This is a genomic window from Cytobacillus solani (genome assembly GCF_006704205.1).
GTDB lineage: Bacteria > Bacillota > Bacilli > Bacillales > Cytobacillaceae > Cytobacillus > Cytobacillus solani.
In genome coordinates this window covers 2,289,598-2,312,810 of sequence record NZ_CP041305.1, presented here as the reverse complement: position 1 = coordinate 2,312,810, position 23,213 = coordinate 2,289,598, and the positions used below count along the sequence as shown (strand labels likewise).

At 42.1% G+C, this 23,213-nt stretch carries 20 protein-coding genes; 2 read left to right on the top strand and 18 right to left on the bottom strand.

What is annotated here, in order from left to right:
* Position 1: 1 nt before the first annotated feature.
* Positions 2 to 862, top strand: a complete 861-nt coding sequence (locus FI644_RS11735; RefSeq protein ID WP_053478672.1) for a Gfo/Idh/MocA family oxidoreductase — start codon at positions 2 to 4, stop codon at positions 860 to 862.
* 186 nt (positions 863 to 1,048) lie between these two features.
* Here the strand turns inward: FI644_RS11735 and FI644_RS11730 are convergent, their stop codons facing one another.
* The 18 genes from FI644_RS11730 to FI644_RS11645 all read right to left on the bottom strand — a co-directional run bounded on the left by FI644_RS11730 (position 1,049) and on the right by FI644_RS11645 (position 21,984).
* Positions 1,049 to 1,912, bottom strand: coding sequence for a 5-oxoprolinase subunit C family protein (locus FI644_RS11730; RefSeq protein ID WP_053478671.1), 864 nt, complete (start codon positions 1,910 to 1,912; stop codon positions 1,049 to 1,051).
* Positions 1,909 to 2,673 (bottom strand): LamB/YcsF family protein, encoded by a 765-nt coding sequence (locus tag FI644_RS11725; protein ID WP_053478670.1) that lies wholly within the window; start codon positions 2,671 to 2,673, stop codon positions 1,909 to 1,911. The genes FI644_RS11730 and FI644_RS11725 overlap by 4 nt, the downstream gene beginning before the upstream one ends.
* Positions 2,674 to 2,978: 305 nt before the next feature.
* Positions 2,979 to 3,722, bottom strand: a complete 744-nt coding sequence (gene pxpB / locus FI644_RS11720; RefSeq protein WP_053478669.1) for a 5-oxoprolinase subunit PxpB — start codon at positions 3,720 to 3,722, stop codon at positions 2,979 to 2,981.
* Positions 3,715 to 4,326: a pyroglutamyl-peptidase I gene (locus FI644_RS11715; protein WP_142108369.1), complete on the bottom strand. Its 612-nt coding sequence runs from the start codon at positions 4,324 to 4,326 to the stop codon at positions 3,715 to 3,717. Before FI644_RS11715 ends, pxpB begins: the two co-directional genes overlap by 8 nt.
* Before the next feature lie 12 nt (positions 4,327 to 4,338).
* A complete protein-coding gene (locus tag FI644_RS11710; RefSeq protein ID WP_053478667.1) occupies positions 4,339 to 7,287 on the bottom strand; it encodes a M14 family metallopeptidase in 2,949 nt (982 codons plus the stop codon).
* 10 nt (positions 7,288 to 7,297) lie between these two features.
* Complete coding sequence (locus FI644_RS11705) at positions 7,298 to 8,098, bottom strand: ABC transporter permease (RefSeq protein ID WP_434088023.1); 801 nt, start codon at positions 8,096 to 8,098, stop codon at positions 7,298 to 7,300.
* Positions 8,099 to 8,205: 107 nt separating this feature from the next.
* Positions 8,206 to 9,138, bottom strand: a complete 933-nt coding sequence (gene nikB / locus FI644_RS11700) for a nickel ABC transporter permease (RefSeq protein WP_056686648.1) — start codon at positions 9,136 to 9,138, stop codon at positions 8,206 to 8,208.
* A gap of 131 nt (positions 9,139 to 9,269) precedes the next feature.
* Entirely contained in the window at positions 9,270 to 10,850 is a 1,581-nt protein-coding gene (locus FI644_RS11695) for an ABC transporter substrate-binding protein (protein WP_053478851.1), read from the bottom strand.
* 18 nt (positions 10,851 to 10,868) lie between these two features.
* On the bottom strand, positions 10,869 to 11,678 hold the full coding sequence (locus FI644_RS11690) for an IclR family transcriptional regulator (protein ID WP_053478665.1): 810 nt from the start codon (positions 11,676 to 11,678) through the stop codon (positions 10,869 to 10,871).
* Complete coding sequence (locus FI644_RS11685) at positions 11,675 to 12,694, bottom strand: ABC transporter ATP-binding protein (protein ID WP_053478664.1); 1,020 nt, start codon at positions 12,692 to 12,694, stop codon at positions 11,675 to 11,677. The genes FI644_RS11690 and FI644_RS11685 overlap by 4 nt, the downstream gene beginning before the upstream one ends.
* Positions 12,691 to 13,683: an ABC transporter ATP-binding protein gene (locus FI644_RS11680; RefSeq protein ID WP_056686651.1), complete on the bottom strand. Its 993-nt coding sequence runs from the start codon at positions 13,681 to 13,683 to the stop codon at positions 12,691 to 12,693. Before FI644_RS11680 ends, FI644_RS11685 begins: the two co-directional genes overlap by 4 nt.
* Before the next feature lie 459 nt (positions 13,684 to 14,142).
* Positions 14,143 to 15,252: an o-succinylbenzoate synthase gene (gene menC, locus FI644_RS11675; protein ID WP_142108368.1), complete on the bottom strand. Its 1,110-nt coding sequence runs from the start codon at positions 15,250 to 15,252 to the stop codon at positions 14,143 to 14,145.
* Positions 15,253 to 15,290: 38 nt separating this feature from the next.
* Positions 15,291 to 16,442, bottom strand: a complete 1,152-nt coding sequence (locus FI644_RS11670) for a M20 peptidase aminoacylase family protein (RefSeq protein ID WP_142108367.1) — start codon at positions 16,440 to 16,442, stop codon at positions 15,291 to 15,293.
* Between the two features lie 73 nt (positions 16,443 to 16,515).
* A complete protein-coding gene (locus FI644_RS11665) occupies positions 16,516 to 17,502 on the bottom strand; it encodes an ABC transporter ATP-binding protein (RefSeq protein ID WP_142108366.1) in 987 nt (328 codons plus the stop codon).
* Complete coding sequence (locus FI644_RS11660) at positions 17,477 to 18,499, bottom strand: ABC transporter ATP-binding protein (RefSeq protein WP_181758191.1); 1,023 nt, start codon at positions 18,497 to 18,499, stop codon at positions 17,477 to 17,479. Before FI644_RS11660 ends, FI644_RS11665 begins: the two co-directional genes overlap by 26 nt.
* A 22-nt stretch (positions 18,500 to 18,521) precedes the next feature.
* Positions 18,522 to 19,424 (bottom strand): ABC transporter permease, encoded by a 903-nt coding sequence (locus FI644_RS11655; RefSeq protein ID WP_053478658.1) that lies wholly within the window; start codon positions 19,422 to 19,424, stop codon positions 18,522 to 18,524.
* 16 nt (positions 19,425 to 19,440) lie between these two features.
* Entirely contained in the window at positions 19,441 to 20,391 is a 951-nt protein-coding gene (locus tag FI644_RS11650; protein WP_142108364.1) for an ABC transporter permease, read from the bottom strand.
* Between the two features lie 27 nt (positions 20,392 to 20,418).
* Positions 20,419 to 21,984 (bottom strand): ABC transporter substrate-binding protein, encoded by a 1,566-nt coding sequence (locus FI644_RS11645; RefSeq protein WP_142108363.1) that lies wholly within the window; start codon positions 21,982 to 21,984, stop codon positions 20,419 to 20,421.
* 304 nt (positions 21,985 to 22,288) lie between these two features.
* Here FI644_RS11645 and FI644_RS11640 point away from each other — a divergent pair, with 304 nt between their 5' ends.
* A complete protein-coding gene (locus FI644_RS11640) occupies positions 22,289 to 23,134 on the top strand; it encodes a MurR/RpiR family transcriptional regulator (RefSeq protein ID WP_053478655.1) in 846 nt (281 codons plus the stop codon).
* Positions 23,135 to 23,213: the final 79 nt, after the last annotated feature.

Sequence of the window (23,213 nt, the reverse complement as noted above, 5' to 3'; positions counted from 1 at the left end):
GATGAGAATTGGATTAATTGGGTTAGACACATCTCATAGTGAAATTTTCACTCGATTGCTGAACGATACAAGTGATCCAAACCATGTAGAGGGTGGAAGAATCACACATGCTCTCCCAATCTTTTCTAAGGATCTGTCCATTAGCAGGGACCGCTTTCAACACTATAAGAATATTGTTGAGAACAAATACAGCGTAAAGATTGTTGAAGATATAGATGTGTTCATGAGAAGCGTGGATGCTGTTCTATTAGCAACAGTCGATGGCCGGAATCACCTGTCTTGGTTAAAGAATATTGTTCAATACAAGAAGCCGGTATTCATTGATAAGCCTATTGTCATGAGCAGTGATGAAATGAAAACAGTGATGGAGCTCAGTGAAAACCATCAAACCCCGATCATGAGCTCTTCCTCTTTGCGTTATGCTCAGTCTATCAAAAATATAGATTCCAGCGGTTTCATTAGTGCATACATATATGGTCCATTGCCGCAGCAGACTGCTATGCCTGGATATTTTTGGTATGGGATTCATTTGATCGAAATGATCATAACGCTTTTTGGAACGGATATTCATATGATCAAAAAAGAGAAATTTGATGAAAAATATGAGTGGGTAACGTTATCATTTTCTGACAGCCGCCAAGTAATCTTGCGGGGAGATTATGATTGGCATAACCGTTTTGGAGGCGTTATTCACTATAAAGATCGTGCAGAAACATTCGATCTTTGGCAGGATGAACGACCTTATTATGCAAATTTATTAGTGGAAATCGTGGAGTTTTTTAATACTGGTTTATCACCAGTGCCTCTTGAGGAAACTGCTGAGATTATAAAATTAATAGAACAAATCAACATGCTAGAATAAATCAGTTTTATAAGTCCTTCATTAGCTACCCTATTTATAATCTTCCTTTCGGGGCAGTGGGACAAGTTCAATGTCCCAGTTACTGACGCAATCTTTAAAACAATCCCTCCGAAACTCAAAAACTCCTATTTTAGAAGCCTTTACTTGTTCCTTACAGCGAACAGACTTCTAATAGGAGTTTCTTTTTCATCTTGCCAACTCTTCGAATCTCACCTTTCCCCCTCTTCTTAACTGGACTACCTTCCAAAGATCCTCTTTGGCTATTTTTCCAATGGTTGCGTACCCGCCAATTGTTTGGGCATCTGCCATTAGAATAATCGGCTGTCCGCTATTCGGTACTTGAATCGTTCCGAATTGAGTGGCTTCAGATAAGATATCGCTTCCATTTATAAATCGTAGAGGGTTTCCTTCAAGAAGATACCCCATTCGGTCTCCGCCTTTTATTTGATAGGTGGATTGAAAGAATTCATTTAAACTATCCGGGTGAAAACGGTTCAGATGCGGGCTCGGCCAAAGCTTCACCTTCAGATCCGCAGAATATTCAGGAATTTCACTTTGACAAAGCCCTCTGTGAAATTTCATTGATTGCTCTTGTCTAGCAAATAGAATCATCTCTTTTTTCAATGGCGAGCCCAGCTTCCCCTTTGGATAAACAGACGAACTGCCTAAAAGTTCTTCAGATAGAAAGCCTCCTTCTGGCATGACATAAGCGATGCTCCCTTGCATAGGCCTCGTAAAACTTAACGTTTGCCCCTGATAGATATTGAAGGTTTTCCAGTTTGGAACTGGCTGGCCATCTAATTTTGCCCCTAGATCGGCTCCTGAAATGACCATTCGATGATCATTCAATATTTCTAACTCTACCCCGCCTAAAAAAAGCTCAAGTGCAGGGCTTTTAGCATCATTCCCTAAAATATAATTGCCTAATTGAAAAGCATGGAAATCCATCGCACCAGATACAGGTACACCAAACCGCCGAAAACCTGTGCGGCCCATGTCCTGCATTGATCCATAGACACCTGCTTTCTTCACCTTAAATAGCGGAATCATATCGGCTTTCCTACTGAACGAACGAGAACGCCGGCATCTTCCAATAATTTTCGAATCTTCGATGTATAGAGGGCGGCATTTTTTCCATCGCCATGAAAGCAAATCGTATCCGCCTGTAAGGATAACAACTGTCCAGACTGCGTTCTAACCCGTCCGTTTATTACAATTTCCTTCACCTGGCCGAGAATGTCATCAAAGGATTTTAATACAGCATCTTGCAGAAGTCTTGAACATAGCCGGCCTTCATCCGTATAGCGCCTATCCGCAAAAGCTTCTGAAGCAGTTTTTAAGCCAATCTTCTGCCCAGCATGAATAAGTTCACTATTACATAGCCCGAATAAATATGCTTCAGGAATAGAGTCATAGACTGCTTCTGCAATCGCTTCGGCCACTTCACTCTTTTCCGCTGCTGCATTATAAAGTGCGCCATGAGGCTTCACATGCTGAAGCGGTGCCCCATGAATCTCACAAAATATTTTTAAAGCCCCGATTTGATAAACAACACAATTATAAATTTCTCGTGCGGTCATCTGCAGCTCCCTGCGTCCAAACCCTTGCAAATCTGGATATCCTGGATGGGCTCCAATAGCTACTCCAAAGTTTTTTGCACTCTTCACCGTCTCCTTTATGACATTAAAATCGCCTGCATGAAACCCACAAGCAATATTGGCGGATGTTATGTGCTGGAAAAGCGCTTGATCTTCTCCAATTGTATACGCTCCAAAGCTTTCTCCTATATCTGCGTTTAAATCAATTCGCATAACGGCACCTCCTTGTAAGTGAAAAATACGATCCGTCTACCGTTATTTTGCATGAAAATTTGTACTTCTGCTAGGTAAAATCCCTCTCGTGTCTACTCCAAGATAAAGTGAAACTCAATCAGTGGGGGTTTTCCGACGTACAGGACGTGCTAGTGCCGACGTTGCCACAGGACGTGGCGTTCTTAGTCGGCCTTCATCCCCCACTGATTGTTAGTTGAACCAATCGGGCATTTACGGGCTGTTAGATCCCCCACTTAGAATTTTTCTGTTCCCTCAACTTCTTGAAGTGGGGGTCTTACAGCCCGTTAATCTGCGATAAATCGCTTGATTTCCTCTGGTTCACTAGCTAATTCTTTGCTTATTTCATGAAATTCTCCTAGCGTAACTGGCTGAAATTCTAGCTGATCCCCTGCCTGAAAGAAAAATGGCTCTTTCCTTTCTGGCAAGTATAGATCAAGCGGTGTTTTTCCAATGATATTCCAGCCTCCAGGACAATCCAATGAATATATCCCTGTTTGGCTGCCTCCAATCCCTACAGTCCCCCTTGAGACCTTATCTCTTGGTGTAGGTAATCTAGGCGTTGCCAGCCTTTCATGAAGCTTGCCCAAATATGGAAAACCAGGTAGAAACCCTATCATATAAACCGTATATGTATGCCCGGCATGAAGGGAAATCACTTCTTCCCGTGTTAGTCCCGTATGACTTGTTACTCGGTCCATATCTAAACTAAATTTATCATCATAGCAAACAGGAATACGCAGCTTTCGTTCCACCGGTTCTGCCTCTTCTTCTTTACCATGCATCCACTTAGTCAATAGACGTTCAATCATTTCATTCGGTTCTTTTAATTCCTTGTTAAAATAAACCGTAACCGTATGAAAGCTTGGCACGATTTCCTGAAAGTAAGGACCTGAATGCTGTTCGACTATCTTGCAGAACTTCCGCACCTTATAATAAGTGCCTTTTTCTACTCTGCTGCCAAAGCTAAAGCGTAAGCTGTTCTCACCAGTTATCATTGCTTCTGGAAGCTGTTCATATGGTTTATTCATCTTCTGACAAAGCTTTAATGCAAGTAAGAATTCCTTTTGTTAAGTCTTCATGGGACCAGCTTGGAATTTTCCCGTGCTCAATGGCAAGTTCATGAGAGGCTGGAATATGTATAAACCCAGCAGGCATGCGCTTATTTAGCCTTTTCGCATAGTGGAGCCCTTGATACATCACGTTATTGTATAAATAGGTACCAGCTGTATTTGAAACTTCTGCAGGCAGTCCCGCTTCCGTTAATCGATTAACCATTTTTCTGATGGGAAGGGTGGACATATAGCCATCCGCTCCCAGCTCCTCAATAGTCTCATCCACCGGCACATTGCCGCTATTATCAGGCTCTCCATCGTTTACATTAATCGCGATTCGTTCGGGAGTCATTTTAAAGCGGCCACCTGCAAGCCCTAAGGAAACAAGGGCATCCGGCTGAACAGTTTTCAAATGCTCTAAAAGCTGTGCACCCGATTTCTTAAAATCGACCGAAAGGATTTCACTATGAATCTTATAATCTCCAACTACTTGCCCGTTCAGTTCTTCCACAATGCGCATCGTTGGATTAATGGTAAATTTTAAAAATGGTTCGAATCCGGTTAATAATAAAGTCTTCATCGTAATACCCCCTTATAAAAGTTGAATTGGACGAGCTCGTTCATAGGACAGTCCATTCACAGTTTGACGCTTTACATCAATCCTCGCCCTTTGAAGTACATCCAATATCGCTAAATCAAAGACAATATGCGCTTCTACACAGCTCTGTAGAACGTCCCCGTACACAACCTCATCTGCCGCCTCCGAAATAATTTCTGCTCCGATCCATTCTGGATATCTTGAAACGCCAAGTGTCGAATAGCTAGGTGCAACGGTTGGCTGCCTATAAAAATGAATACCTGGTGCTTCTTCAATCGGAAACACTTCTGGAAGCCATTCGTTTCCATACTTTCTAAATCGTTGTTTCCAATAGCTATTTTCCTTTTCTATTTCCGTCCCTCTAATTGCTTGGCTTATCTCGTTAACAATTGCATCTAAATTTTCCTCATGCCTTGTACGGAAAGCTCCGGTAGATAGTCTTCCAATCCCATAAATCTTTGCACTTGGGAGAAAATATGATACCGGAAAGCGCGGCGGACTGTTGTAGCCAGCAAAAGGCTGAACCCACTCATGAGACGGAATCCCATGATCGTCAACTATGATATCTGGCGCCCATCTCCGAAGAACCTCAGGATAGATATTTGCCTCGCCAAATACCGTTTCCTGAAAACGGACAAATGAATATTCCAATCCAACTGCATTATATCTTGCGGCATGATGCTTCCATTCCGGATGTTCTTTTGTAAGCTTTGTCATTAATTCATAGCCATCCGGGTTGGCTAATGGAAGGAGGACAATATTCATTTCCTTCAGCAAATGATCAGAGCGTTCGCAAGCTCGCTCTAGCAACTGCAGAATAGCAGGTGTACTTGACACTTCGTTTGAATGATGTCCTGCCTCAATGAAAATCGTTTTCTTAAACAAGGTCATTTTTAAAGGAGAATCATATTCTTCACCTGTATCCAGGAAGCATTCAATAATCGGTATCGCATGTCCCCGATAAGAATGATCTGGATATAACACCCGATAGGAAGGATGTTTATTTAGCCACTCATTCACATCTGGATGGAGATGCCTGTCAGGCTTTTCAGATGCTTCTATCGAAAGAGCGATTTCCTCCCCGTCATTTGTCAGCGCTGCTTTAGAAAAATCCCCTGCTTCATTAAACAAAATGGCGGTTGTTACCCAATTCTCACTTTGTTTATCTTCCCATCCATAGACCCGAATTCGTGCTTCCGGCTTTTCCCCCACCCTCACATGCATAAAAGGATGGACACCGCCGGGTGCATCAAATGGTTTGCCTTCAAGCTCCTCACCTAAATAAGCAAAATAATCCAATGTATTAAAGTATAGATCTTCATGCAAAGCCTCTAGTGCAGAAACCCGTTCCTCATCCACTTGAAGCTTAATTTCCTCCTCACTCATCCACACATCGATTTCGATGCGGTCAAATAACGGTCTTGTATGCCCCTGGCCTGGATGGTAATCAGATATAGCGTCTCTAAGCTTTGGCAGTACCTTATCTGCATAAAAACGGTAAAATCGTTCTCTATCCGTTTGAATTAATTGCTCTTCTTCCACTCCATTTTTCCGAATGCGAACAGCACTTGAAGCCGGATAAACATCATGCTTGCCGTCAATGTATGGCAGTCTTGATACAGGAACATCTAAAGAGCTAATAAAGTGCTTTTCCCCTTGTTCATCCAGTCCATACAATTCATATGTATGAGAGAGATTCCCCTCTAATTTGTATGTCACTAAATCTGCCTTCAAACCTATTTCCTCTTCGATCAATCGATCGGCAGGATATAGCTCTTGAATCCAGCGAATCGGCAGCTCAAGTCCCTTTTCACCAGCTTCTTCTCGTACTTTTATTTCAATTTCTTTATAGGGCTGCAGACTGGGAATCATTTCTTCCATCAGCCAGTGCAAGCCTGCTTTAAATGCGGAGCGAATGGTCAAGGAATGGACTTGCGGAAAGATTGCTCGCCATTCTTCTTCGAGCCTTCTGCGGACCTCAGCCGGTTCTGATAAAAAGATTTCAATATCCGTACCTGCCAGATCCTCTTCTCTTTTCAAATGGTCAAAAGCGACATCTACTTCTTTCTCATCTGACCATTGCATTTCAAATAGAAGCGGAGGTTCCTTTTTTTGCGATAATTGATGTTTCTGCTCCCAGTACCCAAATACTCCGCCTTCACTCCAATGCTTAGCCCTTGCAAGCTGATAGGCGGCAGCTGCCATATTTTCTTTTCTTCCTCTAAGCTGCAAGACATTTGGTTTCACGAGCTCCAAAATAGGGTCATCGCCTTCTAGCACTTCTAACTGTAGGCTCGCTTCCTTATTCCCTGTCACCGGAAATACAATTTCTGTTGAATACATGGCGCTTCTTGCAGCAAAATAACATATCTCACGCAAAAGCCCAGCCGTCATTAATGACTTCTCTACGCCTATATTCATATGAAAAAGCTTTGCAGGTGAGGCTTCGTTGCTTTTTCCAATCCCTGAAAAACTCCATAAATCACTTAAGTTATTTATTTCAGGCACGGCAGCAGCAAGATCATTTGGATAATCAATCGTTGGAATGGACAGCTGCCCTGCATACAGCCTGCCATCTCTTAATTCAATCACATCGCTTTTTGTGCCTGCCTGTTCCAGATCCATCGCAGCTAGAAGCTTTAGCAGATCCGACAGCTCCTGTTCACTTTGGTAACGGATCATTAGCTGATTATTTTCCAATCTAATATCCGTAGCTGCTTCAGAGTGCACAAAGCACAGCTTCACCGCTTCCTCGCTCGGTTCAAAGAAACAGAATGATAAGGAAGTCGTTTCAAATCCTAAGCGGGCACAAAAGTCGATCAATCCTTCAGGTGCTAAGTAATCCGGCAGATCAATCCATACATTTGTGCCATCGATGACGCCGTCCCCATTTTTATCACGCAATAGGCCATCTTTCGTCCAAATCGAGAAAATGTTTTCCACCTGCATTCACCTACAATTTCATATTTGGATCAAATTTATCCCGCAGCCAATCGCCCAATAAATTAAATCCTAAAACCGTCAGCATAATGGCAATCCCAGGGAACGTCGCTGTCCACCAGGCGGTTGTCACATAGTTCCGGCTATCTGCAAGCATGCCTCCCCATGACGGAATCGTTGGATCCACCCCTAAGCCTAGAAAGGTTAATGAAGCTTCCAATAGAATAAATTCAGCAATATACATGGTGCCAAGAACAAGGATGGAAGACATTACATTCGGTAAAATATGTTTTCGAATAATCGTAAAGGTGGTGCCGCCAATGGCTTTTGCTGCATGAATGTATTCCTGCTCTTTCAGAGAAATGACTTCTCCTCGAATCAAGCGGGCAAAACCAACCCAGTACGTTAAACCGAGAATAATAATAATCTTCCATATCCCCGTACCGAGCACACTCATAATCACAATCGCAAATAAGATAAATGGAAAGGCTAATTGAATATCAGCCACACGCATGATAAAATCATCGAGCCATTTTCCAAAATAACCAGCTACTAGGCCAAGTACGGTACCAATAACTAATGAGATTAAAACGCCAAAAAAACCAACCATCAATGAAATTTTCGCCCCATATATGATTCGGCTGAACAAATCACGCCCTACCTGATCGGCACCAAGGAAGAAAACAGATTCACCCGTTTCATCTGCCCAGGATGGAGGCGCGAGACGAGAGGTTAGACTCGCCTTTGAAGGATCAAATGGAGCAATCCATTGGGAAAAAAGAGCGGCAGAAATACTTAACAATACGAGAATCATCCCCGCAACACCCGCGGGATTCTTCTTAATAAAACGCCAGATTCTCTTTAGGAAAGAAGGCTTTTGCTGACTGATTTGCTGTGGTGATTGTTCGAGCTGTAAAGATGTCATGATCGGCTCCCCCCGATTTTGATTCTCGGATCAATAAGCGTATAGCTTAAATCAATAACTAAGTTAACGGCGACCATGATAACGGCAAGGAAGATAACGCCACCCTGAATCACCGGGTAATCCCGCTGATTGATCGCATCAATAATCAAACGTCCAATCCCCGGCCAAGAAAAAATTTGTTCCACAATGACCGTCCCGCCGAGTAACGCACCAAACTGCAATCCAAGGAATGTAACAGTAGGCAATAACGCATTTCGGAATGCATGCTTGATAATCACGGCAAAATCACTAATTCCTTTTGACTTCGCTGTCGATATGTATTGCTGATTCATAACCTCAAGCATCGAAGATCGAACAAGTCTTGCCAATATCCCAGATAAAATCATCCCGAGCGTGATGGATGGAAGTATCAGATGCTTGAAGCTTTCAAAACCCGAAGATGGCAGCCATTTTAAATTGACAGCGAAAATTAGAATAAGCATAATCCCTAGCCAAAAGTTAGGAAAGGAAATGCCAATTAATGAAAAAATCCGCCCAAAGAAGTCTACTCCTGTTCCTCGCTTAACCGCTGATACAATCCCTACCGGAAAGGCAATCATGATTGCTACGGCCATTCCCCCAAAGGCTAGAGCTAATGTGGCTCCCAGTTTTTCTTTGATTAAGTCCATGACAGGCATTCCGCTTCTAAACGATTCTCCAAAATCAAAGGTGATGAGACCCTTTAGAAAGATGCCGTATTGTACATACAATGGTTCATCTAATCCGAGGTTTTTCCTTACTTCTGCTATCGCTTCCTTTGTTGGTTCCCCTGCCTGAAACATAACAGAAACAGGATCTCCCGTTAACCGGACAGAAAAAAAGATGATTAACGAAATAGCAAAAACAACTAAAATAGTATGAAGCAATCTTCGAATAATATAAGCAATCATTTGGTTCCCCCCTTAGAAAAGCGCAAGGCTCTTTATCCTGTAAACATAAGCCCTCGGCGCAAATAGAGAGCAGTTATATTTAAAAGAAAGAGATAGCATGAGGTTCATACTATCTCTTTATGCCGATGTCTTTACTTCACCATCACTTCTTCTAGTCGCATACGATCTTCATGTGGCGGCTGGAAGTTTTGAACTCGTTTATTGACTGCATATAAATCAACAGCGGAATAGAGATTCAACTCAGGAGCTAAGTCATACAGCAATTCAGTCAGCTCCTTGAAGATTGCTTTACGCTCTTCTGGATCAACACTTGCACGCTGCTTATTAAGAAGCTCTTCAACCTTTTCATTTTTGAATGAAGGATTCCATTGTTCTCCTTCGTAATACATTAAGTAAGCTGTATTATCGAAGTCCAGTGTCCATCCACCCCAGCCCTGACGATACATATGGCCAGCTTTTGCATTTGGAATTAAGTCTGAAGTTAATGTCGTACTGTCTGCTGTGTTAATGTTCACCTTGATGCCTACTTCCTCTAAATAGAAGGAAACAGCCTGTGCAATTTCTTTAAAGTTGCCATCATTCCCAGGGATGAATAGGTCAACTGCTGTTCCCTCTTTCACACCAGCCTTTTTCAATAATTCCTTCGCTTTTTCCGGATCATACGGATACGGCTCTAAGTCCGGATTGTTCCCGAAGGAAAGCTCACTTTGGAATGTGCTAATTGGCTTCCCATAGCCGCCAAGAATTTCGTTAATAATCGCTTCTTTATCAACTGCATAGTTGATTGCTTGTCTTACTTCCTTGCTATCAAATGGCTTCTTGGCAACATCAAAGCGTAAAGAGAATGCTGTTGGTGTTCCTACTTCCTGCAATTCAAGGAAGCCAGATTCTTTTACTGTTTCAGCCTGTGACACTTCTACACGCTTCATAATGTCAATTTTGCCAGTTTGTAATTCTGCTAATCTTGTAGATGCTTCTGGGATGACTTTATAGACAACCTTATCAAGCTTTGGCAATCCTTCTTTCCAGTATTCAGGATTTTTTTCTAAGACGATTTCCTGGTCACGTTTATAGCCAGTCATTTTGAACGGACCTGTACCGACAGGGTTGTTGTTAAAATGCTCATCCCCTTTTTCCGCTACATATTTAGGCGGTACAATCACAGCTCCGTACCCTGCAAGCTTCGTTAAAAGGACCGGATCCGGCGTATTTAATTTCATGTTTATCGTAAATTCGTCTACTACTTCAACGCTTTCAATGGACGTATAATTGGAATATTGCGGACCCTTTTGACCTTCTGCCCCTAGTAGACGGTCAAATGTGAATTTTACTGCCTCCGCGTTAAATGGCTCGCCATTATGGAAGGTAACCCCTTGGCGAAGCTTAAATTGCAATGTTTTATCATCTAAATACTCCCAGCTTTCCGCAAGACCAGGCTGCAGTTCCAAATCAATTGTACGATCGACGAGCCCTTCAAATACCGAGGTAGCGACCGTACTCCAATCTAATAGGAACGTATCAATCGGATCCCAGTTTTGCGGATCACCTGAAACACCGATAACAATTTCATTGCCGCGGTCTTTCACAGGGTTTTCCTCGCTGCCTTTTCCTGATTCTGTACTCGCCTTTTCCTTCCCGCCGCCCGAGCATGCGGATAATATGAGTGTAAAGATCACTAGAAGTGCCAATAATGACGATAGCTTCTTTTTCATCAACTTGTTTCCCCCCTGTTATTGTTTCGTTTCTATTTTTTCTCCATATGGATATGGCTGGCTGCAGCCAATTTCTTTTGAAATGCCTGCCGCCGCCTCCCAAAGCGCGCCTACTATATGATGGACTTTGTCCCTTGGCAATGAGGTTGAAAATCCCGCGATGCTGATCGAATAAGGAACTGCTCCAAACCGATCATAGATGGGGACAGCAATTGAAACCGTCCCTTCCTCAAGCTCAGAATCGCTATAAGCAAACCCTTCTTTTCTTGTTTGTTCAATTAATGTTAGAACTTCCTCTTTCGACTTTGGTGTTTGACTTGCATAAATGGTTAAGGGCGCTTTTAGCACTTCCTGCACCATCTCATCCGGCAAAAAGGAGAGAAGCGTCCGTGTGCACGCTCCCGCATATAAGGGTGCATGGCGGCCAACCTTTGTATAAAGACGGACAGGTCTTGTACTTTCAACCTTTTCAATATAAACACCTTCATGCTGATCGCGAATGACAAGCTGCACAGCTTCATTAAAGGTTTCCTGAAGCTTCTTCATAAATGGAAGAGCAACGCGGCGAATCTCAAATCTTGCAGCCACCCGTTCCCCCATTTCAAGAAATTTAAGGCCTAATCCATAGCTCTCTCCATCGACAACTAATCCATCCTGCTGAAATGTCATACGCTGTAAATAACCCATCTCAGCAAATCCTCTTAATAAGCGGAATGCCGTTGCTTTTGGAATGCCTGAATGCTTTGAAATTTCATCTAATCGCCAGTAAGGCTTTTCTTCTGTAAAATAATCTAGTAAACTTAACGCTTTTTCTAATGTTTTACTCATTTTAATTCTCCCGCTGCGACTGCAAGTTTTTCCGGACTATCATATAGGTGACAGGATACGGCATGGTTATCTCGAATTACCTGTAATGATGGCCTTTCGGTTTTACAAATATCCATGCAAGAAGAACATCGAGGATGGAATGTACATCCGCTTGGTGGATTCGAAGGACTTGGTACATCTCCTTTTAAAATGATTCGATTTTTCATTTGCAATGGATGAGGACTAGGCAGTGCAGAAAGCAAGGCTTCGGCATATGGATGCAGAGGCTCATCATACAGGCTGTTCTTATCAGCAATTTCCACCATTTTCCCTAAATACATGACCCCTATCCGATCACAAAAATGCTTCACTACACTTAAGTCATGGGATATGAATATATATGTAAGTCCAAATTCCTTTTGTAAATCTCTCATTAAATTTAGTACTTGCGACTGAATGGATACATCGAGTGCGGATACAGGCTCGTCCGCAATAATTAGTTTTGGCTTCGAAATGAGTGCTCTTGCGATGCCAATCCGCTGCCGCTGTCCACCCGAAAACTCATGCGGGAAACGCGAAAGCTGTGCAGCCGTTAAGCCAACCTGATCGGCTACTTCGAGCACCCTTTTTTCCCTCTCTCTTCGATCACTTACACCAAAGTTGATAAGCGGCTCTTCAATAATATCTCTAACTTTCATTCGGGGATTTAATGAAGCGAACGGATCCTGAAAGACAATTTGGATATCCTTTCTTAACCTTCTCATTTCATTTGGATTTAGTTCAGCTATATTTTTGCCTTGAAAGTAGATGCTTCCTTCAGTTGGCTCAAGCAATCTAAGAATCGTTCTGCCAGCTGTACTCTTTCCGCAGCCCGACTCCCCCACGATTCCGAATGTCTCTCCCTCCATCACTTCAAAGGAAACGCCATCCACTGCCTTTACTTGCTTCATTGTTTTATTGCCGAAAACTCCACCTTTGATAGGAAAGTATTTTTTTAGATTATCAACCTTTAGCAATACGTTTTCTCTTTCCTTCACTTCGCAGCCACCTCCGTCTCACCATCTTCATAAAGCCAGCATTTTACTCTAGATCCATTTTCCATTTCAAATAGAGGCGGAACTTCCTTGCACCGTTCATGTGCAAAGGAGCAGCGAGGGGCAAAGCGGCAGCCCACAGGCATTTTTCCCGGAGCTGGAACAACACCCGATATGGAAGAAAGATATTCCTTTTGTTCTTGAATGTCTGGCAATGAAGCTAATAAACCTTTCGTATACGGGTGGCTTGGCTGATCAAAAAGATCAACGACCAATGATTCTTCTACAATCTCCCCTGCATACATGACAATCACCCGGTCACACATTTCCGCAACAACTCCAAGATCATGGGTGATCAGTACAATGGACATATGAAGCTGATCCTGGATCTTCTTCATCAATTCCAGAATTTGCGCCTGAATGGTTACATCAAGAGCAGTGGTAGGCTCGTCCGCAATAAGAACCTCTGGATTACAAGAAAGGGCTATCGCAATCATGACTCTTTGACGCATTCCGCCTGACAGCTGATGCGGATATTCATTCAATACTTGTTCCGGTCTAGGAATTCCTACAAGCTTTAGCATTTCAAGAGCGCGGTTTCTAGCTTCCTTCTTCGAAACTCTTTCATGGTTCAGAATCATTTCATTTATTTGAGCACCGACTGTATAGACCGGATTAAGAGAGCTCATCGGTTCCTGAAAGATCATCGCAATCTTTTTCCCGCGGATTTGCCGCCAATCTTTCTTGTTAAAGCTATTAAAATTCAGATTCCCTAATCGAATATCCCCACCATGTCTCTCCACACCAGCAGGCAACAAGCCCATTAACGATAGAGACGTCATACTTTTCCCACATCCCGATTCTCCAACAATTCCGAGCGTTTCCCCCTTATGCAGGTGAAAGTTTATTCCATTCACGATAGCGATCTTTCCGCCATCCTCGTCCTTAATCCCAACCTTCAATTCTTCCACTTCTAAAACTTTTTGAACCATTATGACACTCCTAACGGTTTCATTTTGTGAAATGCAATTTCATTTTTTGAATTATTTTAATTTTAATTAAATGTCTGAAAGTTTGCAATAGTTTTTTCGGAAAAAGTGTGATAAATATCACCGTTACTATACATTGTTGATTTTCGTGTATGGTACAGGAATTCATAGGCGGAGAATTTCCGGTTAATATATAAAGAGGAAGCTTGAGAAGCAGATATAAGCGGAGATATTCCGATTAACTGCTCTAATTCAGACAAAATCCAACGATTTAGATACTATAACCGGAAAAACTCCCCTTATTTTTAAGGAAATATAGGTATTTCCCAATTTAAGCGGAATTTTTCCGTTTATTTTTCAAACACAGTAAAATCACCATTCTGTTGTAACAGAACCTAAATAAAAAAACTGCTCGCAATGCGGCAGTTTTTTGAGGTGATATTTAGATTTTCAAAGCATACTCTATCTATAGACCTTAGCATCTATTAGATACTTATCGACTTTCCCCTGAACGAGTGAATACCCAATACCAGCTCCTTTTGGAACGGCTACTATTCCTGGTTTGCTTAGGGTTACTTCTGGCTCAACAATGTCTTCGGCCCAATATCTTTTAGAGGCAGATGTATCTCCTGGAATGATGAAGTTTGATAAGGAAGCAATAGCGATATTATGTGCTCGTCCTACTCCAGCCTCCAGCATTCCACCGCACCATACCGGTATACCATGTGATTGACAAAGGTCATGAATTTTCTTCGCTTCCGTAAGTCCGCCTACACGGCCAACTTTAATATTAATGATTTTACAGCTGCCAAGCTCAATTGCTTTTCTGGCATCCTCTACAGAATGGATACTCTCATCTAAACAAATCGGGGTTTGTAATTCCCTTTGTAGTTTGGCATGATCGACAATATCATCATGTGCAAGCGGCTGTTCAATCATGATGAGTCCATACTGATCTAATTCTTTTAACGTATCGATGTCATCGAGTGTATAAGCAGAGTTGGCATCAGCCATTAAAGGGACTTCATAGCCAAAAGTCTCTCGGATCGCTTTGATCCTGTCAACATCGATACCAGGCTTAATTTTCACTTTAATCTTCTTATAGCCCTCCGCTAAAAAGCCTTCCACCTTCTTTAATAGCCCTTCCACCGTTGGCTCTATTCCAATACTAACGCCTACTTCGATTTCTTCTTTTTCCCCTCCGAGTGCTTTTGAGAGGGAAATCCCATTTTGTTTGGCGTATAAATCCCACAGAGCACCCTCAATCGCTGACTTGGCCATGTTATTTCTGCGGATCCAAGAAAACAACTTCGAAAAATCAGCAGGGGATTCGAGCTCTGCCTTTAAAATCTGAGGAATGATAAACTGTTCTGCCACATGCCAGACTGTATCAATGGTCTCCTCATTATAAGCAGGCGACTCCATTGCAACACTTTCTGCATATCCAACATGGCCATCCCCATAAACACTTACAAGAATATATTCCTTTTCTGTCTCCGTCCCAAAGCTTGTTTGAAACGGGGACAGCAGGGGCATCTTTAAACGTTCTAATTTCACCTTATCAATTTTCATAATGAATCCTCCTTGTGTGCTATGAATCTACTGTATTTTTAGTTACCTTTTAATCCCAAACCATTTTTTTCAAAAGTTTTAAGTAAGGATCGGGTTAATATTTCAATTCCAGTTAATAAAGCGTCGTGGTCAAAGGTCATATGAGGATGATGCAATCCTGGTTTTAGTCCACAGCCAAGTCCAAGCATTGTTGCTTTCAATTCAGGACGCTTTACACTATAAAAGTGAAAATCCTCCCCGCCAGATGTGACACTAGGAGGAACTAAATTCTCTTCTCCGATGACTTCCTTAATTGCTTCAGCCATGATGGATTGGGCTTCCTCATTGACTTGAGCTGCTACGATTTCCCCCTCGGTCTTATATGTAATGCTAACTTGGTAAAGGTCTGAAAGGTTCCCGATGATTTTCTCCAGCTTTTCCACTAGCTGTTCCATCACCTTATTAGACTGTGCGCGCAAGTCAAGACCAAACTGAGCGGAACCCGGGATAATATTGCCATTATCTCCACCAGCGATAAACTTGGTCATCTTGATCGAATAGGGAATCATCGGATCTAGATAAATCCCTTTCATCTGCTCAACTAAAGCGGATCCAACCTCAATGGCATTCGCTCCTAAATGAGGACGGCCTCCATGACTGTCTTCCCCGATAATTTTACCTGTAATAAATTGCCCTGCCCCATGGACAATAGCTGGTGCGGCCTTCCCATTTGGAACCTCCAATTCCGGTCTCAAATGTACACCGAATAAGTAATCAACATCATCCATTACTTTTTTCTCAAGCATTTTTAATGCGCCATTCCCCTTTTCTTCAGCTGGCTGAAAGATAAATTTCACTTTGCCTGGAAGCTTAACATCCATTTTCTTCAGCATCATCATGACACCCAATCCCATTGTCATGTGGGCATCATGTCCACAGGAATGATTTGCCTGCCAGATCCCGTCTACCTCCTGCCATAAGGAATCCATATCTGCACGAAGGCCAACCGTGAAGTCTCCTTCTCCGATTTCCGCTACTACTCCTGTACAGTCTGCAAATGTAGTAACCTTACAGCCAAATGCTTCTAGCAAATTAGCAAGATATTGAGTCGTTTTATATTCTTTCCAGCTAACCTCTGGGTGTTGATGGAGATAATCAAAAATCTCAAAGATTTGGACTTTCAGTTTGCTATTATCTAAAGTTTCTAGCATGCTACTTCCTCCTTAGCTATGCTATTCTATTTTCTTTATTCATTTTAGAATCTTCCCTTGACCTGCCGTTAGCCTATTCATAAAGATGACATGCGACAGCATGGTTTGGTGCAACATCCCTTTTAACAGGGACATTCTTCTTACAAATCTCGGTTGCATGCTGACACCTAGTATGAAATACGCATCCTGATGGCGGATTAATCGGGGATGGCACTTCTCCTTTTAGTGTAATCCGCTCCCTCTTAATCATTGGATTTGGCAGCGGAACAGCTGATAACAAAGCCTGTGTATACGGATGCAGCGGTTGAGCAAATAACTCATCTGTCGGGGCTTCCTCCACCATTTGCCCTAAATACATTACTCCTATGCGATCGGCTATATGGCGAACCACACTTAAATCATGGGAAACAAACAGATACGCTAAATTAAATTCATCCTGAATTTCTTCCAAAAGATTCAGCACTTGTGACTGGATGGAAACATCTAGTGCTGATACAGGCTCATCACAAATAATCAAACTCGGGTCAACCATCAATGCCCTCGCAATCCCAATTCGCTGTCTTTGACCACCTGAAAATTCATGCGGATAGCGGAAATATTGCTCAGATTGGAAGCCAACCTTATTTAACATGTCCATCACTCGGTCCATCCTTTCTTGTTTACTGCCGATGCGATGGATTTTCAATGTTTCTTCTAAAATATGGCCAATTCTTTTTCTTGGATTAAGAGAAGAATAGGGATCCTGAAAGACCATTTGTAATTCCCGGCGCATATCTAGAAGCTTTCTTCCCTTAAGCTGATAAATATTCTCTCCTTTATATAGCGTTTCTCCTTCTGTAGGTTCAATCAAGCGCAGAACTGTTCGTCCAGTTGTACTTTTCCCGCACCCCGATTCACCTACTAAGCCATAGGTTTCGCCCTTTCTCATATGGAAAGAAACATCATTTACCGCTTGTACATGTCCTGTCACCTTGCCAAGTGAATTCGTTACAGGGAAGTATTTTTTTAGATTTCTCACCTCTAAAAGTGGCTGTTCAATAGGAATCTGCTGCACTGACATATGGATTCTCCTCCCCCACCTGGAATATTTCCTTGTAATGCCAGCACCTAACTTTACGGCTAGTATCTGCTTGTACAAGTTCAGGCATCTCATCATGGCATTTTTCATTTGCAAATGCGCATCGAGGAGCAAATCGGCAGCCTTTTGGAATTTGATGCAGAGTAGGAACCTTCCCTTCGATGACATGCAGTTTTTTAGAGCGATCCCCAGTTAATTGCGGGATTGATTTAAGTAGCCCATCCGTATAGGGATGATAAGGGGAAGAAAACAATGATCGAACATCCGATTCTTCAATGACTTGTCCTAAATACATCACAACTACCTTTGTACAAACTTCTGCAACTACCCCTAAATCGTGCGTTATCATGACCGTACCCATGTTAAACTTCACTTTTAATTCATTTATCAAATCCAGAATTTGTGATTGTGTAGTGACATCCAGAGCTGTTGTTGGTTCATCAGCAATAAGCAGCTTGGGCTGGCAGGACAGAGCCATCGCGATCATTACCCGCTGTCTCATCCCGCCAGATAACTCGTGTGGGTATTCGTGAATTCTTTTCTCTGGTGAGGGAATGCCTGTTAACCTCAGCATTTCTGTTGCCTTTTCATAAGCCTCTTTCTTATTTACATTCTGGTGAAGCATAATGGATTCAACAATCTGATTCCCCACTGTGTATACAGGATTTAATGAGCTCATCGGATCCTGAAAGATCATCGAAATATCATTTCCCCTTACAGACTGCATGTCATTAATAGTAGAGGTTAACAAATTCTTTCCTTTGTATAGGATTTCCCCTTCGTACTCTGTTGATTTCTCATCAAGCAAGCGAAGAATGGACTCTGCTGTTACACTCTTTCCGCACCCGGATTCCCCTACCACACCAACTGTTTCTCCAGCATACACAGTGAAGAATACCCCATCAACTGCAGTGACACGCCCACGCTCCGTATTGAAATGTGTTTTTAAATTTTTTACTTCCAAAAGTTTCGTTTCCATGATCGTTCCCCCTCCTCTCCCGTTATTTTTTCGCTTTATTATTATGAGGGTCTAATAGGTCACGAAGACCATCCCCAAACAGGTTAAGACCAAATACAGTAAGCATGATGGCGATTCCAGGGAAAACGGTCATCCACCACGCATTAAAAATCACCATTTTTCCATCATATAAAAGATTCCCCCAGCTTGGGGCAGGTGCTGGGATTCCTGCACCTAGAAAACTCAAAGCTGCTTCCGTAATGATCGAATCTGCGAAGATAAATGTGGCTTGAACAACTAAAGGAGAAATGACATTTGGAGCAATATTCACCCAAATAATTCTTGTTGCTCCTGCCCCCTGTGCTTTTAATGCTTCGATATATGTTTGTTCTTTAATGACAAGCGCGGAGGAGCGGACCGTCCGAGCAACATATGGTGTAAATACGATGCTTAGAGCAATAATGACATTCTCCACTCTTGGCCCTAATGCAGCCATGATGGCAATCGCTAGTAAAATGGCGGGAAAAGCCATGAGCCCATCGCATAGCCTCATTAAAATATTATCCAGCGAGCGATAGTATGCTGCATAAAGACCAATAATCATCCCTAGGATTGAAGTAATAATGGCAACGAAGAACCCTACGCCTATCGATACTTTCGCCCCATATGCAACCCGGCTGAATAAATCTCGTCCGTAATTATCTGTACCAAAAACATGTGCATCACTAGGCTCCAATAGCCGCTGCTTTGCCTCCAATTCATATGGATCATAAGAGGCAAGCAATGGACCGACAAAAGTGAATAACAAAATAATGACAATGATGACACTTCCAGTAACCGCTAGTTTATTGGAAAGGAAACGCCTTATTAGCAACTGCCTGCGTTCTTTCTTTATATGACTTTTCACTTGGGATAGTTCCTGTTCCCTCACCACTGTTGTTTGCATAATGAGCGCCTCCTTTCTATTTTCGATTTAGACGAACGCGTGGGTCTATCACCCCGTATAGCAAGTCAACAACAAGATTAATTAATACATAGCTAATCGCCACAAGAAGGATGGTCCCTTGAATAACAGCAAAATCACGCCGTTCAACAGAGTTAACAATTAACTGGCCGATGCCCGGAATATTGAAAACTGTTTCAACAACCGCCGCTCCTGCTACCAGCGTTCCAAACGTTTGTCCGATGACTGTTAAAATTGGTATAAACGCATTTCTTAAAGCATGCTTATAAATGATGATTTTTTCCTTTAAACCCTTTGAACGCGCTGTTTTTATGTAATTAGCGTTAAGGATATCGAGCATCGATGATCTTGTCATACGGGCAATAAGTGCAGCCTGCATGGCACCTAAGGCAATCGCAGGCAGGATTAAATACCGTATATGCAGGAAAAAGCCAGCATTTAATGGTTTATAGCCTGCTACAGGCAGCCATCGCAATTGAACGGCAAAGAGGAGAATTAATAAAAGTCCTAATAAAAAACTTGGGACAGATATGCCGATTAGCGATCCACCCATAAACGTCTGGTCAATGATCGTGCCTCTTCTTTTTGCCGCTATAACACCAAATGGAATAGCGAGCACTACCGCAAGCAATTGTGCGAAAATCGCTAGAGACAGTGTTGGGCCTAAATGGGAGAAAAATGATTGAAGCACAGGCTCGTTCATAAATATGGACCATCCAAAATCACCCTGCACGACTCCAGCAAGCCAACTCGTAAATTGCTGGTACAGAGGGAGGTTGAGGCCGAGCTCCTCGCGCAGCTCGGCTACCTCACGCGGACTCGCTTCCGGACCCAGCATAACCGAAGCCGGATCACCAGGAGTGATATGGATAATCAGAAACACAACAACAGCTACTACAAAAAGCACTGGTATAAGCGATAATAGCCGTTTTAGAATATATCCTTTCACAGGTAACTCACCCCTCTATAAATCTAGTTACTTTTTCTGCACATTCCACAAGGTAACGCCTTGCAAGAAGCCCATCCCTTCGATGTTCGAACGAGTAGAAGTAATCGTTGTCTTATTGCCAAATTTAATCATTGGCAAGTAGTTGTAGAATTCCTCTTGAAGCTGTGCAAAATATTCTTGTGCTTCCTCTTGTGAAGAGGCTGTATTAATTTGATCTAGCAATTGATCCATTTCAGGACTATTCGTCCATCCCGGCCATTGATTAGCAGAATCTAAGAATACATATTTCGCAGGAATAGGCTCTGTCGGAAAGCCCGTTACGAAAATATCATAGGCTTTCTCATCTGCACGTCTTTGCAGGACTGTCGCCCAATCATAAACATCCAGCTTCGTTTTCATCCCTATTTTCTCAAGCTGCTGCTGAACGACAACGGCTGCATTGTAGTGATCCTCATAATCTCTACTTGCCAGAATGACAATCTCTTCTCCGTTATAGCCAGCTTCTTCTAATAATTGCTTTGCTTTCTCCGGATCATTTTGGTTGTATTGATCCTTTCCCGCTTCGCTGTACCATTCAACTTGGTCTTTAATCATTAGCCCATGCTCTAATTCATAGAAGTTTTCATTTGTAAACGAAGCCATTAAAATTTCTTCTTCATCCAAAGCAGCATTCACAGCTTGACGTGCAATTACATCTGCAAAGAAGCCTGCCTTCTTATTAAATACCAATCCATTAAATCCATTGTGGTCAATGTGGTTAACAACATCTTCATTCGCTTCCAATTGCTCCGCATTATCAAACGGAATCGCATTCGCAATGTCATATTCTCCTGTTTGAATCCCTGATAAACGAGTGGAAGCATCGGTTACAAATTGGAAATAAATATCATCAACAAAGCCTTCCTTTTTCCCAGCCAAGCCACTGCTCTCTGAATCTAGTGATTGGTAATCTGTGAATTTATCCAAATGAACATATTGATCTGTTTTCCATTCGACGAACTTATATGGGCCAGTCCCTATATACTCGGTAATGCCCTGTTCAGTAGCAGCTTCATTGATTTCCTTTGGCGTAATAATCGCTGCCTGGCCTGGATCAGCAAGCATCGCTAAGGCTGTAGACAAGGGCTGCTTCATTTCTAAAACGACTGTTTTTTCACCTGAAGAAGAGAAGACTGCATCAGCAAAATACGATTTGCCAAGTGTTGTTGACTCCTTCCATCGGTTCATGGAGGCAACAACATCCTCAGGAAGCATCTCTTCCCCGTTATGAAATTTGATACCGTCTCTTAATTCAAAAGTAATTATCTTGCCGTCCTCACTTACTTCATAAGACTTTGCCAGCATCGGTTTCACTTCAAATTTTTGATTAACCGTTACCAACGTCTCATAGACATGTCTCATTACATCTCTTGTTGCTACAGCTGTCGTTAACAACGGATCAAGTGTTGGGGGCTGTGCATTATAAGCAACCTGCAGTTCTCCTCCTACCGCAGCCTCCCCGCCTTTATCATCTGTCCCCGACTCCTCTGCAGAACAAGCCATTAAGGTAAATGACAAAAGTAACATTAAACATAGTAAACTTATTTTCTTCATTTCTAGACCCCCTTATTGATATTCCATTTCTCTAACATCCAGTGACCAAATAAAGAAGAATATCACCCTTGACTCTTTAAAAATAAAGCCTATACTTCTAATTTGAACACTATGAAGTTTATACTTTGGACAAATTTATCATATATTCTGTCAATTTGCAATAATTATTATTATTGAAATCTTGATTGCCAGTTATCCGTTGAAAATGGTAATGTAAAAGAAAAGCTCGATGTTTAAATAGGGCTCATACTATTAAAAGTCATCGTAAATGTAATTGATGAATCGTCCTGAAGGAGTCATTTATATGATCAACTTTAAAGAAAGAATAAAAAACAAGTATTCTTCTTTATCAGCGGGAATGAAAAAAGTAGGGAAATATGTACTAGATAACCCACAAGCTCTCGCCATGAAATCAGCAAGTCAACTAGGACAAGAAGTTGGCGTAAGTGAGACAACCGTTATTCGGTTCTGTTACTCATTAGAGTATAGCGGCTATAGTGAACTGCAAAATGAGGTTCGAAGCTTTTTAATTTTCCAGAAGAGCAGCCTGCATGAATATCAAGCAGGGAAAGAGGAATTAGTCAATAAACCTAATTTTTTTGCACAGAACTTTCAGCAGCACCAAGCACATATTCAGGAAATGAAAGAAAATATAAAGGAGGAGGACCTTCAGCTCGCGGTAGACAGAATTTATCAATCCAACAAGGTTTTAGTCACTGGCATGAGGACCTCCTTTGCCGTAGCTCATTGGCTTTCCTTTACACTTAATATTGTTCGTGGGAACTCCCAGCTTATTCAGCCGGGCATTGATGATATCAACCATTTAATCACAAAGCTCGATAGCGAGAGCACGCTAATTGCTATTGCCTTTCACCGCTATACACCTTCCACTCTCAAGTTAGCAGAGGCAGCAAAAAAACAAGGGGCATTTGTCATCGGCATTACGGACTCGGACCTTTCGCCGCTTTCGGAGCATTCAGATGTTCTATTCCCAATCGGCCTTTCGCCAAGGTCGACAATTGATTCAGCACCTGCTGTTTTCTCACTCGTTAATACCATTGTTGCAGGGGTATCCGTTATTGATATAGAAGAATTTAAAAAAAGAAGAGATAACTATGATAGATTTAATTCGGAGAACTTTTTTATTTGAGACTAGTTTAGGATTACGTTAATATTTTTTAATAAAATTTAAAAGGAGAGTGGTCTAGGGATCCACTCTCCTTTTCTGT